The organism is Tenacibaculum litopenaei (assembly GCF_964514025.1).
In the GTDB taxonomy this organism is placed as follows: domain Bacteria; phylum Bacteroidota; class Bacteroidia; order Flavobacteriales; family Flavobacteriaceae; genus Polaribacter; species Polaribacter litopenaei.
This window is the reverse complement of the sequence record NZ_CAZEQT010000006.1, coordinates 211855-226849: the sequence shown is the minus strand read 5'-3', so window position 1 is coordinate 226849 and position 14995 is coordinate 211855. Positions and strand designations below refer to the sequence as shown.

Below are 14995 nucleotides of genomic sequence, written 5' to 3'. Positions count from 1 at the left end.
CTAGCTCTTCTTTCTTCGTTTACGATTCCCAGGAGCGTTATTTTGTATGGCTCCGGCCATAATACATCCGTAAGGCAGTACCTCGTCAATAACTTCTCCTAATCCAAATTCTTCCATTTGTCTACGTACGGTGTCGGCATTTTTGTAGGCCGAAGGAAGTTCTGTTATATCAATTTCACCCGAATAGAAACGAACGTCCAAACCGGCGGTTTCTTCTTGAAAGATTGCCTCCATAGATCGACCTTCTTTGATTTTACGGTGCGCCGTTCTACTGATGTTGCGTCCAGCTCCATGAGGGGCAAAACCGAGATTGGATGCCGTAGTTTCTCCTTGGACTATAAGAACTGGTTCACTCATATTTAGTGGAATCAATCGCGGTCCAGAAACATCCGGCATAAATTGAGCAGCCAAAGGAGTAGCCCCTTTTGCGTGGTAAAATAAATCTTCCTGTTTAAAAACAAAATTATGTTCATTCCAATACCTATCGCATTGTTGAATTCCAAGTTTTTCCAAGGTGGCATCGTGCAATACTTCGTGATTCAATTTAGTCCACTTCCTAATTATTTGTAAGGCCTCCCAATACCGAGTACCCTCTTCCGTATCAAAAGGAATCCATGCATTTTGTTTCAGCGTATCAGGAGACAATTCTTTTCTAAATCGTTCGGCAACACGCATTCCTTGTTTGTACAGTCCTGCACCAAATCCTCTACTTCCGTGATGTGTGACCATCATCGTATTTCCAGTATTCTTAGAGGTACCTACAAATAAAAAATGATTCCCATCGCCTTGGGTACCTAATTGAGCACGGGCTGCAGCAATACTTTTTTTGGAGTTTAGATAGAAATTTCCTTCGATTTCTTGAAGTAAATTTGCCGGAAGCCTAAATTGATCTTCTCGCGACCTTCCTCCATATCCAAAATGAGTAATGCTATGGGCGGCATCCAATACTTCTTTGGGAGCTACCTTACCAAAATCTGTAAGCATTACAGAGCAACAAATATCGGCACTGTGCATTCCAGGGTGAATCGCATTTTTCGCAACGGCCACCCCTCCCACAGGAATAATTCCTTTCGGTCCTGTTGGACAAGAATCTGGCATCACTCCTCCATTCACGAGCGTAGGCGTTTTCATCAATTCTTTCATGCTTTCCAGGACGCTTGCCACATTTTCTTCTTCCAACACGGTTTCTGCACGAATATTTACCTTAAAATCAGGAGGGCTTTCATGCAATTTTATAGTTTTTTTAGGTCTAAATTGTTCTAAATACTGAAGGCATTCCCTTTCATTCAAATGATTCGTGTTGATATACTCAACGGCCTCAGGTATCCATTTTCCTGACTTAAATCCCATTGCTATTAGTTGTTTAGCGGTTATCTTTTCCATTTTTTTAAAAATTTTAATTTTCTAATAAATTAACAAAATTGGTTATATTTTATTTTTGAGATTACAAATTTGAAGTAGTTATGCGCATTCTTTTTGCGTATTCGAAAATTTTTTCCATTTTTACCGAAAACCTATTAGCATGGATTTAGAACATCGATTTAATCAATTGGCCAAAGAATATACACAAGATTCTAGGCAGGTTAAAGTTTTGTGGAACGAACTATACAACGCTCATCACGAGTCACACAGAACCTACCACAATATGCGTCATCTACAAGAATTATTTCGATATGTAGATCAATACAAGCATCAACTAGCAAGCGTAGAGGCTGTTTCTTTTGCTGTATTTTATCACGATAGTGTCTATAAGTTAACCTCTAAAAAAAATGAAGAACTCAGTGCTAAGTTGGCAAAAAAAGCACTTACCAAAATAAACGTTCCGAAGCACTTAATTAGCTTGGTAACCGAAATGATCCTAGCGACCAAGAAACACGAAGGATCAGGCCATGATATACCGTATTTTATCGATTTTGATTTGGCCATACTAGGACAATCGGAAGCCATTTATGATAACTATGTTGAAAAACTTCGCGAAGAATACGAATGGGTACCACAAGTACTCTTTAATAGAAATAGAAAGGCGGTATTACAGCGTTTTTTAGACAGGTCTTTTTTGTATCAAACAGCTGAGTTTAGAAACGAATTTGAAGTACAGGCACGTGCTAACATCGCACATGAATTAAAAAATCTATAGTGCTTGGCATCTAATAAAAATGCACTGATTCGATACAAGGTTATCGATCAGTGCTTGCGCAATTCATTCCGCCGTTGGACACTTAATGATTTAATTGACGCCTGTTCAGAGGCTTTGTTCGAGTACGAGGGGAAAGATGTTTTTGTCAGTAAAAGAACGGTCCAGCTCGACATTCAGCACATGCGCAGTGATAAGTTGGGGTACGAAGCTCCTATAGAAGTATACGACCGTAAGTATTATAGATATACTGATCCCAATTACAGTATCAAAAATATTCCCATTCGCGAAGGAGACATTGCAGTAATTCAAGAAGCGATTACCGTTTTAAAGAATTTAAAGATTTTTCGTTGTTTGAGGAAATGAATGGTGTTGTACAACGCTTGGAGGATTCTGTATTTTCAAACACGAATAATCAGCGCAGGATAATACATCTCGATAAAAACGAATTATTGAGAGGTCTGGAGTTTATCGATCCGCTGTATAGAGCTATCAAAGATAAAAAGGCAGTCGATATTACCTATCAATCTTTTAAGGCAGCTGCTGCCAATGTCTTGACCATCCATCCGCAATTGTTAAAAGAATTCAATAATCGTTGGTTTGTATTAGCTTATCGGAAAAACAATATGGCTACTTTTGCACTCGACAGAATTCAATGTATTTCCAATTCGGTTCAAACGGATTATATCGATTGTGAAATTGACGGAGATACTTATTACGAGCACGTCGTTGGTGTCACCGTGGCTAATTCAGAAGTCCAAGATATCGAGTTTTGGGTAGATAAAAAAAACACCCCTTACGTTCTTACAAAACCCTTACATAAATCACAGCAACTACTTCGAACAACTGCTGACGGGAGTTATTTTAGCATGGCCGTTATTCCTAATAGAGAATTAGAACGCCTGCTCCTTGGCTTTGGTCACTCATTACTAGTAACAAAACCCCAAAAATTGAGAGATCGATTGTTCGATGATATAAAGCGAAGTACAGCTGCTTACAAAGCACTACCCTAGCTGCGATGGTACAAATGTACATCGATACAACAAGGCCTCTTGTGAGTGCAACCCGTTACAGCACTGCCTTATTTTTTAACATTAATATCCCGACGTATATTAGATATATAATAAACAAATAGATAAAAAAGTTTAAACCAATAAATAACAAGGTCTCCAGCTCCATAATCACTGTTTTTTCATCTATGTTTAAGAATAAGAGTACTGCGTTGACCTTTCCAGGACAACACAATAAAATGATACCGAATATCGTACATACGCCTCCTATAACTCTTTTTACCATATAAGAGTATAAGCGATATTTCAAGGTTTTGATAAAAAATTAGTTTATCCGAGCTGTAAATTCGTTAAAATACCAATAATTGTCTTTGAGCGGAAGCAAAAAAAGCACTTCAATGAAGTGCTTTTTTAGTTATCTGGTTGAAATGAAATAAGGTTCTGGATAAGTTTTTACGGGTAATTTTGTGACCCAACTAAAAACGATATTAGCAGTTAAGGCCGCGGCCAAATTTGAGCCAACCACCAGTTGTGGTGGGCTTATTTGATTGGAAACAGCTTTGTAATCTTCTATTATTTGATAAAACCAAGACAATTCTATGTCGTTGCGTTTTTCTAAATACGCAAGCATTTTTTCAATTAAAACGAACTCAAAACGGTCTTCCTGCTCTTCCACTTGAAAAATTTGATCACTATCGGGTGTCACCAGAAAAGCTCCTGCCGCCCAACCAAAATTTAACGGATGTATTACTGGAATTCCTAGTTCCTTACAAACTTGATCAAAGACAAAAGGGGTATCCATCACATCAAAGTCAATAGCATTAATAGCGATATCACTACCCTTTAGATATTGCTTTACCGTATCCGGTTCTAGAAAAACATTATGGAATTCAATATTTACATTGGTATTAATTGATTTTAATCGCTCACTAATGGCAGCCACTTTGGAACTCCCTACCTGTGCTTCGGTATAATTTTGTCGGTTTAGATTTGAGGCGTCTACTGTATCTCCATCGATAAAGACAAAATTTTCAAAACCAAGGCGAAGCAAGGACTCTGCAAGTACACTACCAAGACCAACCCCTCCAAAAACAATTTTTACCTTCTTTAATACATCCTGTTCTTCTGGGCGTATGTATAGTACGTTTTTGTGATACCTTGGCTCCTCGTGCATGAGCTCGAGTTTCTTTTTTTCTTCTATCATTTATTTTATACGTTTGGTGTTTGTGGTAAGATACTATTTTTTGAGAAAAATAGGCGATTATTCCCTCGCGCAATTAACATTGACTACTCAAATAGAAAATTGTTGTACCTAGCCCCCTTATATTTGTGTTTCATAGTGTATTTGGAAAGTATGAACCTACAGGATAAAATATATCGCGATCGGTTATTTGAATATATCAACACAATAACCCCGCTAACTCTTAGTGAATTTGAAGAACTTATTAGCTTAGTCTCAGTTGAGTATTATGAAAAGAATAGCATTGTTTTAAACCAAGGTGCTTATTGTCAATCCATCAAGTTTGTCCTTTCCGGAGTGTTTCGAAATTTTCAATTATACGAAGGCAAAGAAATTACGGATTATTTTAGTTACTCCCTCAGAAATCCCATTATCGCTTCCTTTACGAGTTTATTGACACGAACTCCAAGTACTTCCAGCATTCATTGTATTGAAGCCGGTGAGGTATTGAGTATTCCCTATCACAGTTGGACTAAGCTCTATAAATACAGGAGTTTTAATACGCTAGGTAGAATCCTTGCAGAAAACAACTATTTGCTCGCGACCGAAAGAATAGCTTCTTTACAATTCCATCGTGCCAATGATCGTTATTTGGCATTTATTAGTCAATATCCCGAATTGCTGAATAGAATTCCTCATCATTATATCGCATCTTATCTTGGAATTACTCCTGAGTCTATGAGTCGATTGCGAAAGCAAATACGGAATTGAAAATCTTATCATAGGTCAATGCCTAACGTTATTGTTCCTGAGATATTTGCTCCTAGCAAACTTGTTAACCATGAATGAGCAACAACAATTTAACAAACTACAGCTATTAGAAATTCCTCAGTTTTTGACTGCGGAAGAATGCATTGAACTATTAAATAGCGTAATGGACAATTTTACAGCAGCCACTTCACATTATCCCACTTACTACAGAACCAATGATCGCTATGTAGAAGAAAATGAACCGCTGGCAACGAAATTATTGACACGACTTCAGGTATACTTGCAGTCTAATAACCTTTCCTTGAGCCCTAAAATATCAGGGATCAACCCTCGGTTACGGTATTGTAAATATCAACGTGATCAGCACTTTTCGAAACATCAAGATGGTGTTTACTTTACAGATGATCACACAAAATCGGCATATTCCTTTGTACTGTATTTAAATCCATCGCATGAATACCTTGGCGGTACAACTTCGTTTTACAAACAGCAAGATTCAGCTATCCCGTGCAAAATTATTCAGCCGACACAGGGAAAACTTATCGTCTTCGATCATCATCTATGGCATAGTGGAGATTCAGTAATCCAAGGGATGAAATTTGTCCTAAGAACGGATTTACTGGTAGATGACAACTCGGAGTATCCATTTCACCGAGGGTATATCTGGACCTTGCTGCAAATGAACGGGAATATTATAAGTGCTGGCAGAGATGGGATGATTAAAATGTGGAACAGACAACTTACACGTATTTCAGCATTTAAAGCACATACACTTTCCGTAGTAGTATTACGTGCTGTTGGCCCCGAGGAATACCTGTCTTGTTCGAGAGATTTTACCATCAAAAAATGGCATAGTTCAGGAAAATTACTAGCGAGTCTAGCATTAGATGAAATGATTATTTCTGCCAGACGCTTCAATAATCAATACGTCTTAGGAGGTACTCGAGGGACACTTTATTTTACAAATACTGAGTTGATCTTAAAAGATTCCATTCAACTTCATCGTTCTTGGATTTGGGCATTATTCTCAGTCAAAAACCATCTGCTTACCTGCGGTGGAGATGGAATGCTCAAAAAAGTTCAGCCCGATAAAAAGCGAACGTCGGTGCTCGTTCACTGGAAAGAGGCTTTGTGTTGTATAAACCAGCATCGGAATTCCCTCGTTTTAGGTACGGACAAAGGTAGCTTACTGCTGCTCAGAAAAAACTATCAAATCAAACGCGTTTTTAAGCTGCATACCAGAAGAATAACGGTAATACTTCCGTATAAGGACGGAGTGTTGAGTGCCAGTGAAGACGGAGCTGTTAGCTACTTGGATTTAAAAAACAATAAGAGTTCCATTTTGATTCGTCAGGAGCACTTTATTCAAGCTATCAGTATTCTAGATAATCAACTCTACATTGCAGGATACGAAGGCGTTATTAGCCAACTAGATCTGACGGTAAGCTAACAAATTGCTTAGCTTAGATAATTTCTTTTGATGACAGCAAAGCAGGTAGTAAAATAGGTCCTAACAGAGCAACAACAGCAACCACTTGTTTACCCGGAAAATAAGGAATAAAGCTCATTACGAGAATAAAGAGTCCACTTAATAAAAACAAGGAACTATACTGCTTTACCACAAATGCTTTCCGCAGGTACACTAACCCGATAACGACATACATCAATGAGTTAATGAACATGGATATTTCCCAAGAAAAATTGAAAATCCAATGCAAAATTTTGGCTGTGATAATTCCTCCTACAATCAGCAAGAAAGAATACCCTATACACCTGCGTAAGAATAAAATCATTTTTTTCTCTTTAAGATACAAAAAAGAACAGTTATTAGCCAATTGCAAGGATAAATCAGGTGATTTTCCTATTGAAAATCAACATTTTGACAAACTACTCCATTTTTTTATTAATTAATATATGAGCAGTAAACTTATTTAACAGCTTACGAATTCTTTTTGATAACCAAGGCTCATAATAGTTACTTAAAACAAATGAAATAGACAGCATTACAAGGATTACAATACTGACCAACAAAAATTTACTAACTCCTTGAAATTTGCTGAAAATAATAAAGCCGATGTTCTGATGAATCAAATATAAAGGATATGTCAATACACCTAACTTAATAAAAATTGAAGAGTTAATCTTTTGCATTTTGTGAGTTGAAACCATTAACATTATTATATAGAAAACACATATAATGGCTACCACAATTAAAGGAGAAAAACTTATTTTATAACTACTTTCGAGACTAGGTAACCTTAAAATAGCGTAGTGAATGGATGTACCCAGAGAAATTAATAATATTAAAACATATTTTATTGACAAATTTCGTTGTGAATAAATCTGATAAAAAGTCATTCCTGCTATAAAATAAGGCATCCATTCTACAATGAAATAATAGTTTATTTTTTTCATTAAATAAAGATGCCCAAATGGAATATTAAGTATAGTAATTACCGACCAAAAAATTAGTAGATAGTCAAAATTGACTTTATGTAGTTTATTCACTAATAAATACATTCCTATTGTAAATAGGTAAAATTTCATTTCCACAAACAAAGTCCAATAAACTCCATCTACGTTTTTCGTCCCCAAATAATTTTGAAACATAGAGAGATTGACGATAAATTCCCTTATGCTTACATTATAGTTTTCTCCCCCAAAAAAGGTAATTACCAAAAAGGATAATGTAACGCATACCCAATAGACAGGGTAAAGCCTTGAAATCCTTGATATCGCAAACCTTGTGATTGATCTATGTTGAATAGAAAGAGCAATCACAAATCCACTTATTATAAAAAATAGGTCAACTCCCAAATATCCATATTTGAAAAATGATCCTAGTATGTAGAAATCAAGGTTAGAATCTATATTACCCGCCCAGCTTCTAAATAAATAATGATACAAAACCACACTTAAAGCAGCAATAAACCTAAACAAATCAATTTGATAAACTCTGTTCGTATCGGGGGTATTCATAATGTCAACTTACTTAGTATTGTTACTTTCCAAAATTTAGATTTGACGAAAATAACAAATTTAAAATTGTACTGTTATAGAATATAATAAATGTATTTTTTGTAAGGTTGTTAAAGTAAAAACGAGAGGGTCCCTAATCAGGAATCTCCTCTCGCTTCTTAATACAAGCTCCGCGCTCTACTACTAGTGATTTTAACTTAAAACCTTTCCCTTCTTTCTCTTCTATCGTCGCGTAATTCACTAATATCTTCGCGTTGCTCTCTTTTGTCTTCTATCAATTCGCGTTTGGTGGCTTTCAAATCGGCCTCCATGGTTCTAAGAAAATCTTTTACAATCTCCATGCCCTCAAGTCGATCTCGTTTAATGCGCACGGATAAAGACTGAAACTTTGCAAACAATCGTTCTTGCATCAACAATCGTTTTCTTAGGTTTCGAACGTCAGCCTTATCGTCGCGTACATCTCTTCGATCATCTCTGCTATCTCGTCTGTCTCTGGCGATATCGCGATAATCATCAGCCGTGCCTCTAAACTGTCGTAAGTTTCGAGCCTGCTCTCTTGTATTACTGCGGACTTCGCGTTTGCTGGAGCTCACTTCTCTCACTGCTCTTGCCAACTTGGTTTTGAGTTGTGCAATTTCGAGTTCCATACTGGCCTCAACGCCCCCTTTTAGTTGTAAGGCATTAAAGTATTTTGAAGCTTCCCAAGTTCTTTTAAGTTTTTTTATTTTACTTCTAAAGGCTTTAATTTCGTTTTTATCGCGTTTCAACTCCTTCACCCCTATCTTGATCTCTCGCTTGTTTTGGGCCATTTCTCTTCGGTTTTGCCCCTGAGCGTTCATCGTAACAAATAAACCTACGACAGTGATAATTCCAGTTGATATTTTTACAAATCCTTTCATAATCTTCTGGTTTTGTGTTCTGTTTTCTTAGACCTTTATAGTTTGAAAAAGTTTTATTTTTTTCAAAAAAAAAAGAGCAGCACACTGCTACTCTCTGTTAATTAACGAGTTATTACTCCTAAAAAAGTTTCAAAAAATCTTCATCGTTCATGGTTTGTATACTTTTTGCAAGATTAAATAGAATTTGATAACTCTCTTTAAAATTTTCATCAGGTCGTGTAAACCTATAATTTTGATGACGCCAAAAACCCATGGCACCCGCAGCATAAACAGTGTAATCCTTTAATGCTCGTTTGTCATTGTCGTCCAATGGTGCACTACTTTGATAACCTTCAAGTATTATTGCAACCTTGGCCAAATCCAATACGTTATCCAAAACACAACACCCTATCAAGGCCATTCCTATATCAAAAACTCGATGGTAATAACAGGCTTCTTCAAAATCCATCAATACGACATTTCCATTGGGAACTACCACCACATTATTGAAAAATAAATCAGAATGAATCAATGATTTACTCAATCCTTCATAAGTGCTTAGTTTTGATTTTAGGGCCAATAACCATGCGTAAAACGGACTTTCTGGTTCGTATGTTGCAATTTGATCAAAAAAACGCAAACCATAAGCAGGGCTGTCCGGTAAGTACGAAGGTGCAATAATGCTGTGAAGTTTAGCCAATTCACTACCGATGGCACGTAATTCTGTGTCGCTAAAATCTTGTACGATGGTTCCCTGCACATACTCCTTTAAGAGTACTGGTTTATTTTGGTAAAAAGCCAATAGTTTATGGTCTTTATTTCGTACTAGTACAGAAGTATCAAAGGAGTTTGCTTTGAGGTATTCAAGTAACAATGCCAGTTTTACACTGTCTTCACAAGATTTTTGTTCACAAATAGTTAAAACGTACTGTCTTGAATTAACGGTAATCTTGTAATTGCTATTTTCAAACCCTCCACTTAGCGCTACAAATTCGCACGGTCCGTCAATACCGTACTGAGTTGTTAAGATTTCTCGGATAGTCTCTTTAGACATATGAGTGTATATCGCCATGCTTAGGATTGTTTTTGTGTATAGTTTTCTTCCATAAAAGCCATTAAGGCTTTTTGTGCGTATGCTAGGTCACAATGAAGTTTTTTTTCACAGGCTTCAGCAGCCTTTTCAATAGAAAAATGTGTCGCCCCTTCAGGCAATACCTCAGTTGTAAGCGCTTCTTTTACTATTTCAGGAAACTTAGCAGGATGAGCCGTAGCCAAGCAAAGCGTTGTTAGAGAAGCATCCACTCGATCCGCATTTTTTGCTGCCTGTAGCGCTACGGCAGCGTGTGGATCTAGCAAGTAGGCCTCATTTTCAAAAACCTGCTTCATTTCTGCCAATGTTTCACTATCAGAAACGCTGTATGAACTGAATCCCTCTCGCAATATACGATGGTGTTCTCGTTTAAAACGCACAGAACCTACGGTGTCAAAAACCTGTTTGTATTCTTTGATTGCGTTGGTGTCCCCTTTGAGTTTAAAGTAAAGATATCTCCAGAAATTCATCGGGATAAGGATGTCGATAGCTGATGCCGGTGTTGAGACAATGGGTTCTAAAGAAAAAATACCCTCCTCAAAAATGCGGTGTAAACAGGCATTTTGATTGTTCGCCGCTACAAAGGTCTGAATCGGTAAGCCCATTTCCCTTGCCAAACTTCCTGCCCCCAAATTACCAAATCCTCCTGATGGTGTAGCAATATTGATAGGAGTGCCTATTTCTTCAACGAGCTGTAAATAGCCGTAAAAATAATGAACGGTCTGCATCATAACACGTCCCCAGTTAATGGAATTGACACTTGAAATGTTGAGCTTAGCTTTAAATGCTGGGTCGGCGTACATTTTCGCAATAATCGCATCTAAATCATCCCCTCCTTGGGTACAATTGGCTACGCTTACCGGATAAACATTAGACGCCACTAAGGTGGTAATTTGTCGTTCCTGCTCGGGAGTGATTTTCCCTTCTGGATACAACACCCAAACATCTAAATGCTTTTTACCTGCCGTATAGAAAGCTGCCGCAGGTCCAGTATCACCGGTGGTAGCAACGACAAGCGATAAATGTTCATTGCGCTTAGCCAGAAAATAATCGACGAGATTCACCAAAAATGCCATCCCTATATCTTTAAAGGAAATGGTAGGTCCGTGAAACAACTCCATGATATAAGTATCTTTTCGTGATGCTAATTTTGTAATGGGGATTATCTCTTCGACGTAAAAATCGGCATAGGCTTGAGCCAGTAAACCTTTTAAATCTTCTGCGGGAACGGCAGTTCTTGGAATAAACAATGATAATATTTCGAAGGCCAGCTCCTTATAAGAAAGTCCCTTCCACGATGCTAATTGAGCGCTGTCAATTTTTGGTAATTGTTCTGGAACATACAGGCCTCCATCACTGGCATACCCATTTAATATAGCGGTTTCAAAATCTACAGCTTCTCCACCTCCTGTGGTACTTACATAATTTAGCATTTTGTTGAGGTTTTATAGTGATGATATACTGCTTTTGCAATCATAATATCCTGAACAGCGACTCCGGTTAAATCGACCACCGTGATATCAGACTCTTTTCTTGTTATTCCTGACTGAATTGCCGTTCCTAACTCTACAACCCTAGAAGCCTCCAGGGTACCCGCTTGTGTTGCTTTAAAAATTTCACCACGGCTTTTGCTTTGGTTCAGGCTGTCAGCAATGACAAGAGAAGCTTTGATAAATACTCCTGCTTCTAATTCCTGTTTGTGAGGAGTATCAGAACCTACAGCTGTAATATGTGTCCCTGGCTGAATGGCAGCTGCCGGTATTAAAGGAACTTCAGCTGGTGTACAGGTTACAATCAAATTTGATTTTCTCGCCAATTCATCAGGTGATTTCGCGATAATAGGAGTCCATTCCGTACCTAAAGAGGCAGCGAATGCAGCTGTTTTTTCCTGATTTCGGCCCCACAAATATACGTTGCGACAGGAGCTAACAGATTTTAACATTTCCAGTTGCCATTTTGCCTGAATTCCAGTTCCTACAATCCCTATGGCTTGTACCTGCTCAGGAGCAAAATATTTCGCAGCAAGTGCTCCTGCTGCTGCTGTTCTCAGGTCTGTTAAGTAGCCTTCATCTAATAAAACTGCTTTCGGCACTCCTGTTTTTTGATCAAATAACAACATTAATCCCTGGCTTGAAGCCAAACCTAGTGAGGGATTATCGTAAAATCCTGAGGCAATTTTCACCACGTAGTAATCGTCATTTTTGATATATCCATATTTGATATGCGCATCCCCTTTGGGCTCGTCGAATAGTAACTCCCCTACCGGTGGAACAACTGTTTGTTCATTACTATAGGCGATAAAACCTTCTTCCATGGCCTGAACCAAATCGAGGTTCTCTGTGATTTCCTTTATCTTTTCAAGATTGATAACACTTGTCATTAGTCTGTAATATTTTAAGTAATAAATTTGAATCTATTTTCTTCCCTGTGAGTACTAACACTACTTTTTTTCCCGACACTTCAGTGTCTTTAAGCAATGCTGCTACGGTAAGTGCCGCTGTTGGCTCCGTAATAAGTTGATGTTCCTCAATGAGCAAGCGAACGGCACAACTAATTTCTCGTTCACTTAATAACTGGATCCTCGCTAAATGAGCACTGCAGATATCATAGGTAATGGCATCTTTAATTATTCCTCCCGCAGCAGCATCCGCGATGGTTAAAGCTGCAGAAGGAGCTACAATTTTATTGGCGTTAATAGAATCGTACATCTCAGATGCATTTTCAGGTTGACAACCGACAACCGCTGTGGTCGTGTCTTTAAAATACAAGCACAAACCCGCTGCTAATCCACCACCTCCTATAGGTGTGTAAACCGTATCTACAGCTCCCAGCTGAGCTTCGATTTCACAACCTAAGGTTGCTTGCCCCTTAATAATATTAATATCGTTGTAAGGATGTATCAGTATTCCTTGGTGCTCTTTTGCATATTGAAAGGCTTGTTCTTCCGCTTCTACACTATTCTTACCAAAGAGTTCTATGCGAACGCGACTACTCTTTAATGCCTTGAGTTTCGCCTTTGTAATGGTCTCTGGTAAAAATAACACTCCTCTAAATTGAAGTATCTCAGCGGCATAGATAAAGGCTGCTGCATGATTCCCTGTAGAAGATGCCACCAAGGTTTTCGCCAACTCACTCGGAGTCAAACTTCGGAGTTTTGAAAACATGCCTCTAATTTTAAACGACCCTGTTCGCTGTTGCAATTCTAATTTTAAATACACTTCAGCCCCAGAAATATCACTTAACACCTGTGAATATAGCAATGGTGTGGTATAAATACTTCCTTGTAAATCAAGGTGCTTTTGTTGTATTTCTTCTCTCACATTCATTTTACAAAGGATTTAACTGATCTATAGCAACTAAGGTACGGGCTATTAAAGCTACTACATTTTTGTAATACACTGGATGTGTATTTTGAATATCATCTGTTGGTTGATGATAGTCTGCATGATCTTCTTCACTAAAAGTTAAACTGGGGATTCCCATAGCGAAAAAAGGTCCATTATCTGATGATTGCATCCAATAATCTTTCGTTTGGTCGTTTGGATCATCGTGCCCAAATGAAACCTTTAATTCGGTAAAATTCTTAGAGATTTCTTCTAGAATAGGTCGATATTTTGGATACTGATGAGTTCCTACTACATAAATTTCATTCTGATCATTTCTACTTATCATGTCAAAATTAAGCATCAAATTCAGTTGATTTTCAGCTACTGGAGGGTGTTTAACAAAGTGTTTAGAGCCCCACAAACCCAGTTCTTCGGCGTCAAAAGCAGCGAATATGATGCTGTGTTCTGGTGGATTTTTACTAAAAAAGCGTGCCAATTCCAATACTGCAGCGGTTCCTGAAGCATTGTCATCCGCCCCGTTGTAGATGGTGTCACCTACCATCCCCATATGATCGTAATGCGCTCCAACAACGATGTACGATGAGGGATACTTGGTGCCTTGTATAGTCCCTATTATATTCTTTCCCGACTGTTTTTTCCCTGTTCGTTCGTCTTCAAAAGAAAACTCCTGGGTCGCTACCTGTAAACCTAAACCTCTAAAGTGATTTTCAATGAGATTTTGTGCTAATTTATTCGCTCCTGTACCTCTACCCGCATAGGCATCTGAGGCCAGTACTTTTTGCAAGTCCAATAGGCTATTCCATGATAACTCAGGAGTCACGACCTTGTATTCGTGAATTTCTACAGGAGTCATCCAATGAATACTGTCGGCGGGAGCTGCTTCTAAAGTATACCAATAAAAGCGACTGGGAATTTGCATTTCTTTGTAATAAGCTAAGTACTTTTTGTGCTCTTCAGCATCTTTAGGATAATCGGTAGCAACCTTTTCCATTCCTGCCCACGAATGGACTCCTAAGCGCGCTGTAGGATGTATTGCTCTCTCAGTACCAGCTAAAAACATGTCGGTCCCACCTGAAGCCACCCAGCCATCTCTTGGGATATAGGTGTTTACATCTCTATTCCTCAATACTCTTGAGGCCAGTAAATTGATTTCATCGTCAATTGAACCGGGCACTTCTTCCATCACTAAGGTCGTAACTTCCGGATGTTTGTTGAGTACTGCTTTTAAATCTTCCAGAGTATTGCTGTAAATAACACCCTTCATCCACAGGCTATCTTTTGCTTCATTTTTGAAATAGAACGTCGCTACCTGTGAGCCTTCGCGTTGTAAAGCCCATTTTTGTGTAAACGGAAACAAAAATAGCACTTGAGGAAATACATATACCAAAATTCCCACTAAAACGACCAACGCAATACCTAATCTTACCAAAATTTTTTTCATTTTATACATTTTAATTAAACACTAAAAATCTCGGGTAAAGGCATAAAAAAACTCCGTACACCAATTACCACGAGGTAATTAAGGTATACGGAGTTTTCCGTAGGCAATTCACTGTATTTCCAATTTCTTCCTTAATGTTAAAATACACTGAGCAGTCGAGACTGC

Annotated in this window: 15 protein-coding genes; 5 read left to right on the top strand and 10 right to left on the bottom strand. The window is 38.1% G+C overall.

The genetic code is table 11. The features are described 5' to 3' along the window. Positions 1 to 1383 carry an RtcB family protein gene (locus ACKTS5_RS09545; protein WP_408043642.1) on the bottom strand — a complete coding sequence of 461 codons (1383 nt, stop codon included), beginning with the start codon at positions 1381 to 1383 and terminating at the stop codon, positions 1 to 3. Positions 1384 to 1522: 139 nt separating this feature from the next. Here ACKTS5_RS09545 and ACKTS5_RS09540 point away from each other — a divergent pair, with 139 nt between their 5' ends. The 3 genes from ACKTS5_RS09540 to ACKTS5_RS09530 are packed head-to-tail and all read left to right on the top strand — an operon-like array spanning position 1523 to position 3147. Then, positions 1523 to 2137 carry an HD domain-containing protein gene (locus ACKTS5_RS09540; protein WP_408043641.1) on the top strand — a complete coding sequence of 205 codons (615 nt, stop codon included), beginning with the start codon at positions 1523 to 1525 and terminating at the stop codon, positions 2135 to 2137. Between the two features lie 3 nt (positions 2138 to 2140). Further along, complete coding sequence (locus ACKTS5_RS09535; protein WP_408043640.1) at positions 2141 to 2500, top strand: hypothetical protein; 360 nt, start codon at positions 2141 to 2143, stop codon at positions 2498 to 2500. Beyond that, positions 2497 to 3147, top strand: a complete 651-nt coding sequence (locus ACKTS5_RS09530) for a helix-turn-helix transcriptional regulator (protein ID WP_408043639.1) — start codon at positions 2497 to 2499, stop codon at positions 3145 to 3147. Before ACKTS5_RS09535 ends, ACKTS5_RS09530 begins: the two co-directional genes overlap by 4 nt. Before the next feature lie 412 nt (positions 3148 to 3559). On the opposite strand, the gene ACKTS5_RS09525 is transcribed toward ACKTS5_RS09530, so the two are convergent. Further along, a complete protein-coding gene (locus ACKTS5_RS09525) occupies positions 3560 to 4348 on the bottom strand; it encodes a HesA/MoeB/ThiF family protein (protein ID WP_408043638.1) in 789 nt (262 codons plus the stop codon). Between the two features lie 150 nt (positions 4349 to 4498). Between ACKTS5_RS09525 and ACKTS5_RS09520 the strand changes: the two genes are divergently transcribed. Both ACKTS5_RS09520 and ACKTS5_RS09515 read left to right on the top strand, forming a co-directional pair. After that, positions 4499 to 5095, top strand: a complete 597-nt coding sequence (locus ACKTS5_RS09520) for a Crp/Fnr family transcriptional regulator (protein WP_408043637.1) — start codon at positions 4499 to 4501, stop codon at positions 5093 to 5095. A gap of 70 nt (positions 5096 to 5165) precedes the next feature. Beyond that, the gene (locus tag ACKTS5_RS09515) at positions 5166 to 6545 is read left to right on the top strand and encodes a 2OG-Fe(II) oxygenase (protein WP_408043636.1); all 1380 of its coding nucleotides are present in this window, start codon (positions 5166 to 5168) and stop codon (positions 6543 to 6545) included. 13 nt (positions 6546 to 6558) lie between these two features. Here ACKTS5_RS09515 and ACKTS5_RS09510 read toward each other — a convergent pair whose 3' ends face one another. The 8 genes from ACKTS5_RS09510 to ACKTS5_RS09475 form a co-directional block, all read right to left on the bottom strand. Further along, positions 6559 to 6888, bottom strand: coding sequence for a hypothetical protein (locus ACKTS5_RS09510; RefSeq protein WP_408043635.1), 330 nt, complete (start codon positions 6886 to 6888; stop codon positions 6559 to 6561). A gap of 94 nt (positions 6889 to 6982) precedes the next feature. Next, the gene (locus ACKTS5_RS09505) at positions 6983 to 8074 is read right to left on the bottom strand and encodes an acyltransferase family protein (protein WP_408043634.1); all 1092 of its coding nucleotides are present in this window, start codon (positions 8072 to 8074) and stop codon (positions 6983 to 6985) included. A 197-nt stretch (positions 8075 to 8271) separates the two neighbouring features. Continuing rightward, complete coding sequence (locus ACKTS5_RS09500; protein WP_408043633.1) at positions 8272 to 8973, bottom strand: hypothetical protein; 702 nt, start codon at positions 8971 to 8973, stop codon at positions 8272 to 8274. A 118-nt stretch (positions 8974 to 9091) separates the two neighbouring features. Next, on the bottom strand, positions 9092 to 10024 hold the full coding sequence (locus ACKTS5_RS09495; RefSeq protein WP_408043632.1) for a phosphotransferase: 933 nt from the start codon (positions 10022 to 10024) through the stop codon (positions 9092 to 9094). A 2-nt stretch (positions 10025 to 10026) separates the two neighbouring features. Then, entirely contained in the window at positions 10027 to 11475 is a 1449-nt protein-coding gene (gene thrC, locus ACKTS5_RS09490; RefSeq protein WP_408043631.1) for a threonine synthase, read from the bottom strand. Further along, positions 11469 to 12422, bottom strand: a complete 954-nt coding sequence (locus ACKTS5_RS09485) for a Rossmann-fold NAD(P)-binding domain-containing protein (RefSeq protein ID WP_408043630.1) — start codon at positions 12420 to 12422, stop codon at positions 11469 to 11471. The genes thrC and ACKTS5_RS09485 overlap by 7 nt, the downstream gene beginning before the upstream one ends. Next, complete coding sequence (locus tag ACKTS5_RS09480; protein ID WP_408043629.1) at positions 12400 to 13368, bottom strand: pyridoxal-phosphate dependent enzyme; 969 nt, start codon at positions 13366 to 13368, stop codon at positions 12400 to 12402. The genes ACKTS5_RS09485 and ACKTS5_RS09480 overlap by 23 nt, the downstream gene beginning before the upstream one ends. A gap of 1 nt (position 13369) precedes the next feature. Further along, entirely contained in the window at positions 13370 to 14830 is a 1461-nt protein-coding gene (locus ACKTS5_RS09475; RefSeq protein ID WP_408043628.1) for a M28 family peptidase, read from the bottom strand. Between the last annotated feature and the right edge of the window lie 165 nt (positions 14831 to 14995).

Bases quoted from the DNA above. Each gene is read 5' to 3' on its own strand.
- ACKTS5_RS09545 (WP_408043642.1), bottom strand. From the start codon at position 1,383: ATGGAAAAGATAACCGCTAAACAACTAATAGCAATGGGATTTAAGTCA.
- ACKTS5_RS09540 (WP_408043641.1), top strand. From the start codon at position 1,523: ATGGATTTAGAACATCGATTTAATCAATTGGCCAAAGAATATACACAA.
- ACKTS5_RS09530 (WP_408043639.1), top strand. From the start codon at position 2,497: ATGAATGGTGTTGTACAACGCTTGGAGGATTCTGTATTTTCAAACACG.
- ACKTS5_RS09525 (WP_408043638.1), bottom strand. From the start codon at position 4,348: ATGATAGAAGAAAAAAAGAAACTCGAGCTCATGCACGAGGAGCCAAGG.
- ACKTS5_RS09520 (WP_408043637.1), top strand. From the start codon at position 4,499: ATGAACCTACAGGATAAAATATATCGCGATCGGTTATTTGAATATATC.
- ACKTS5_RS09515 (WP_408043636.1), top strand. From the start codon at position 5,166: ATGAATGAGCAACAACAATTTAACAAACTACAGCTATTAGAAATTCCT.
- ACKTS5_RS09510 (WP_408043635.1), bottom strand. From the start codon at position 6,888: ATGATTTTATTCTTACGCAGGTGTATAGGGTATTCTTTCTTGCTGATT.
- ACKTS5_RS09505 (WP_408043634.1), bottom strand. From the start codon at position 8,074: ATGAATACCCCCGATACGAACAGAGTTTATCAAATTGATTTGTTTAGG.
- ACKTS5_RS09500 (WP_408043633.1), bottom strand. From the start codon at position 8,973: ATGAAAGGATTTGTAAAAATATCAACTGGAATTATCACTGTCGTAGGT.
- ACKTS5_RS09495 (WP_408043632.1), bottom strand. From the start codon at position 10,024: ATGGCGATATACACTCATATGTCTAAAGAGACTATCCGAGAAATCTTA.
- thrC (WP_408043631.1), bottom strand. From the start codon at position 11,475: ATGCTAAATTATGTAAGTACCACAGGAGGTGGAGAAGCTGTAGATTTT.
- ACKTS5_RS09485 (WP_408043630.1), bottom strand. From the start codon at position 12,422: ATGACAAGTGTTATCAATCTTGAAAAGATAAAGGAAATCACAGAGAAC.
- ACKTS5_RS09480 (WP_408043629.1), bottom strand. From the start codon at position 13,368: ATGAATGTGAGAGAAGAAATACAACAAAAGCACCTTGATTTACAAGGA.
- ACKTS5_RS09475 (WP_408043628.1), bottom strand. From the start codon at position 14,830: ATGAAAAAAATTTTGGTAAGATTAGGTATTGCGTTGGTCGTTTTAGTG.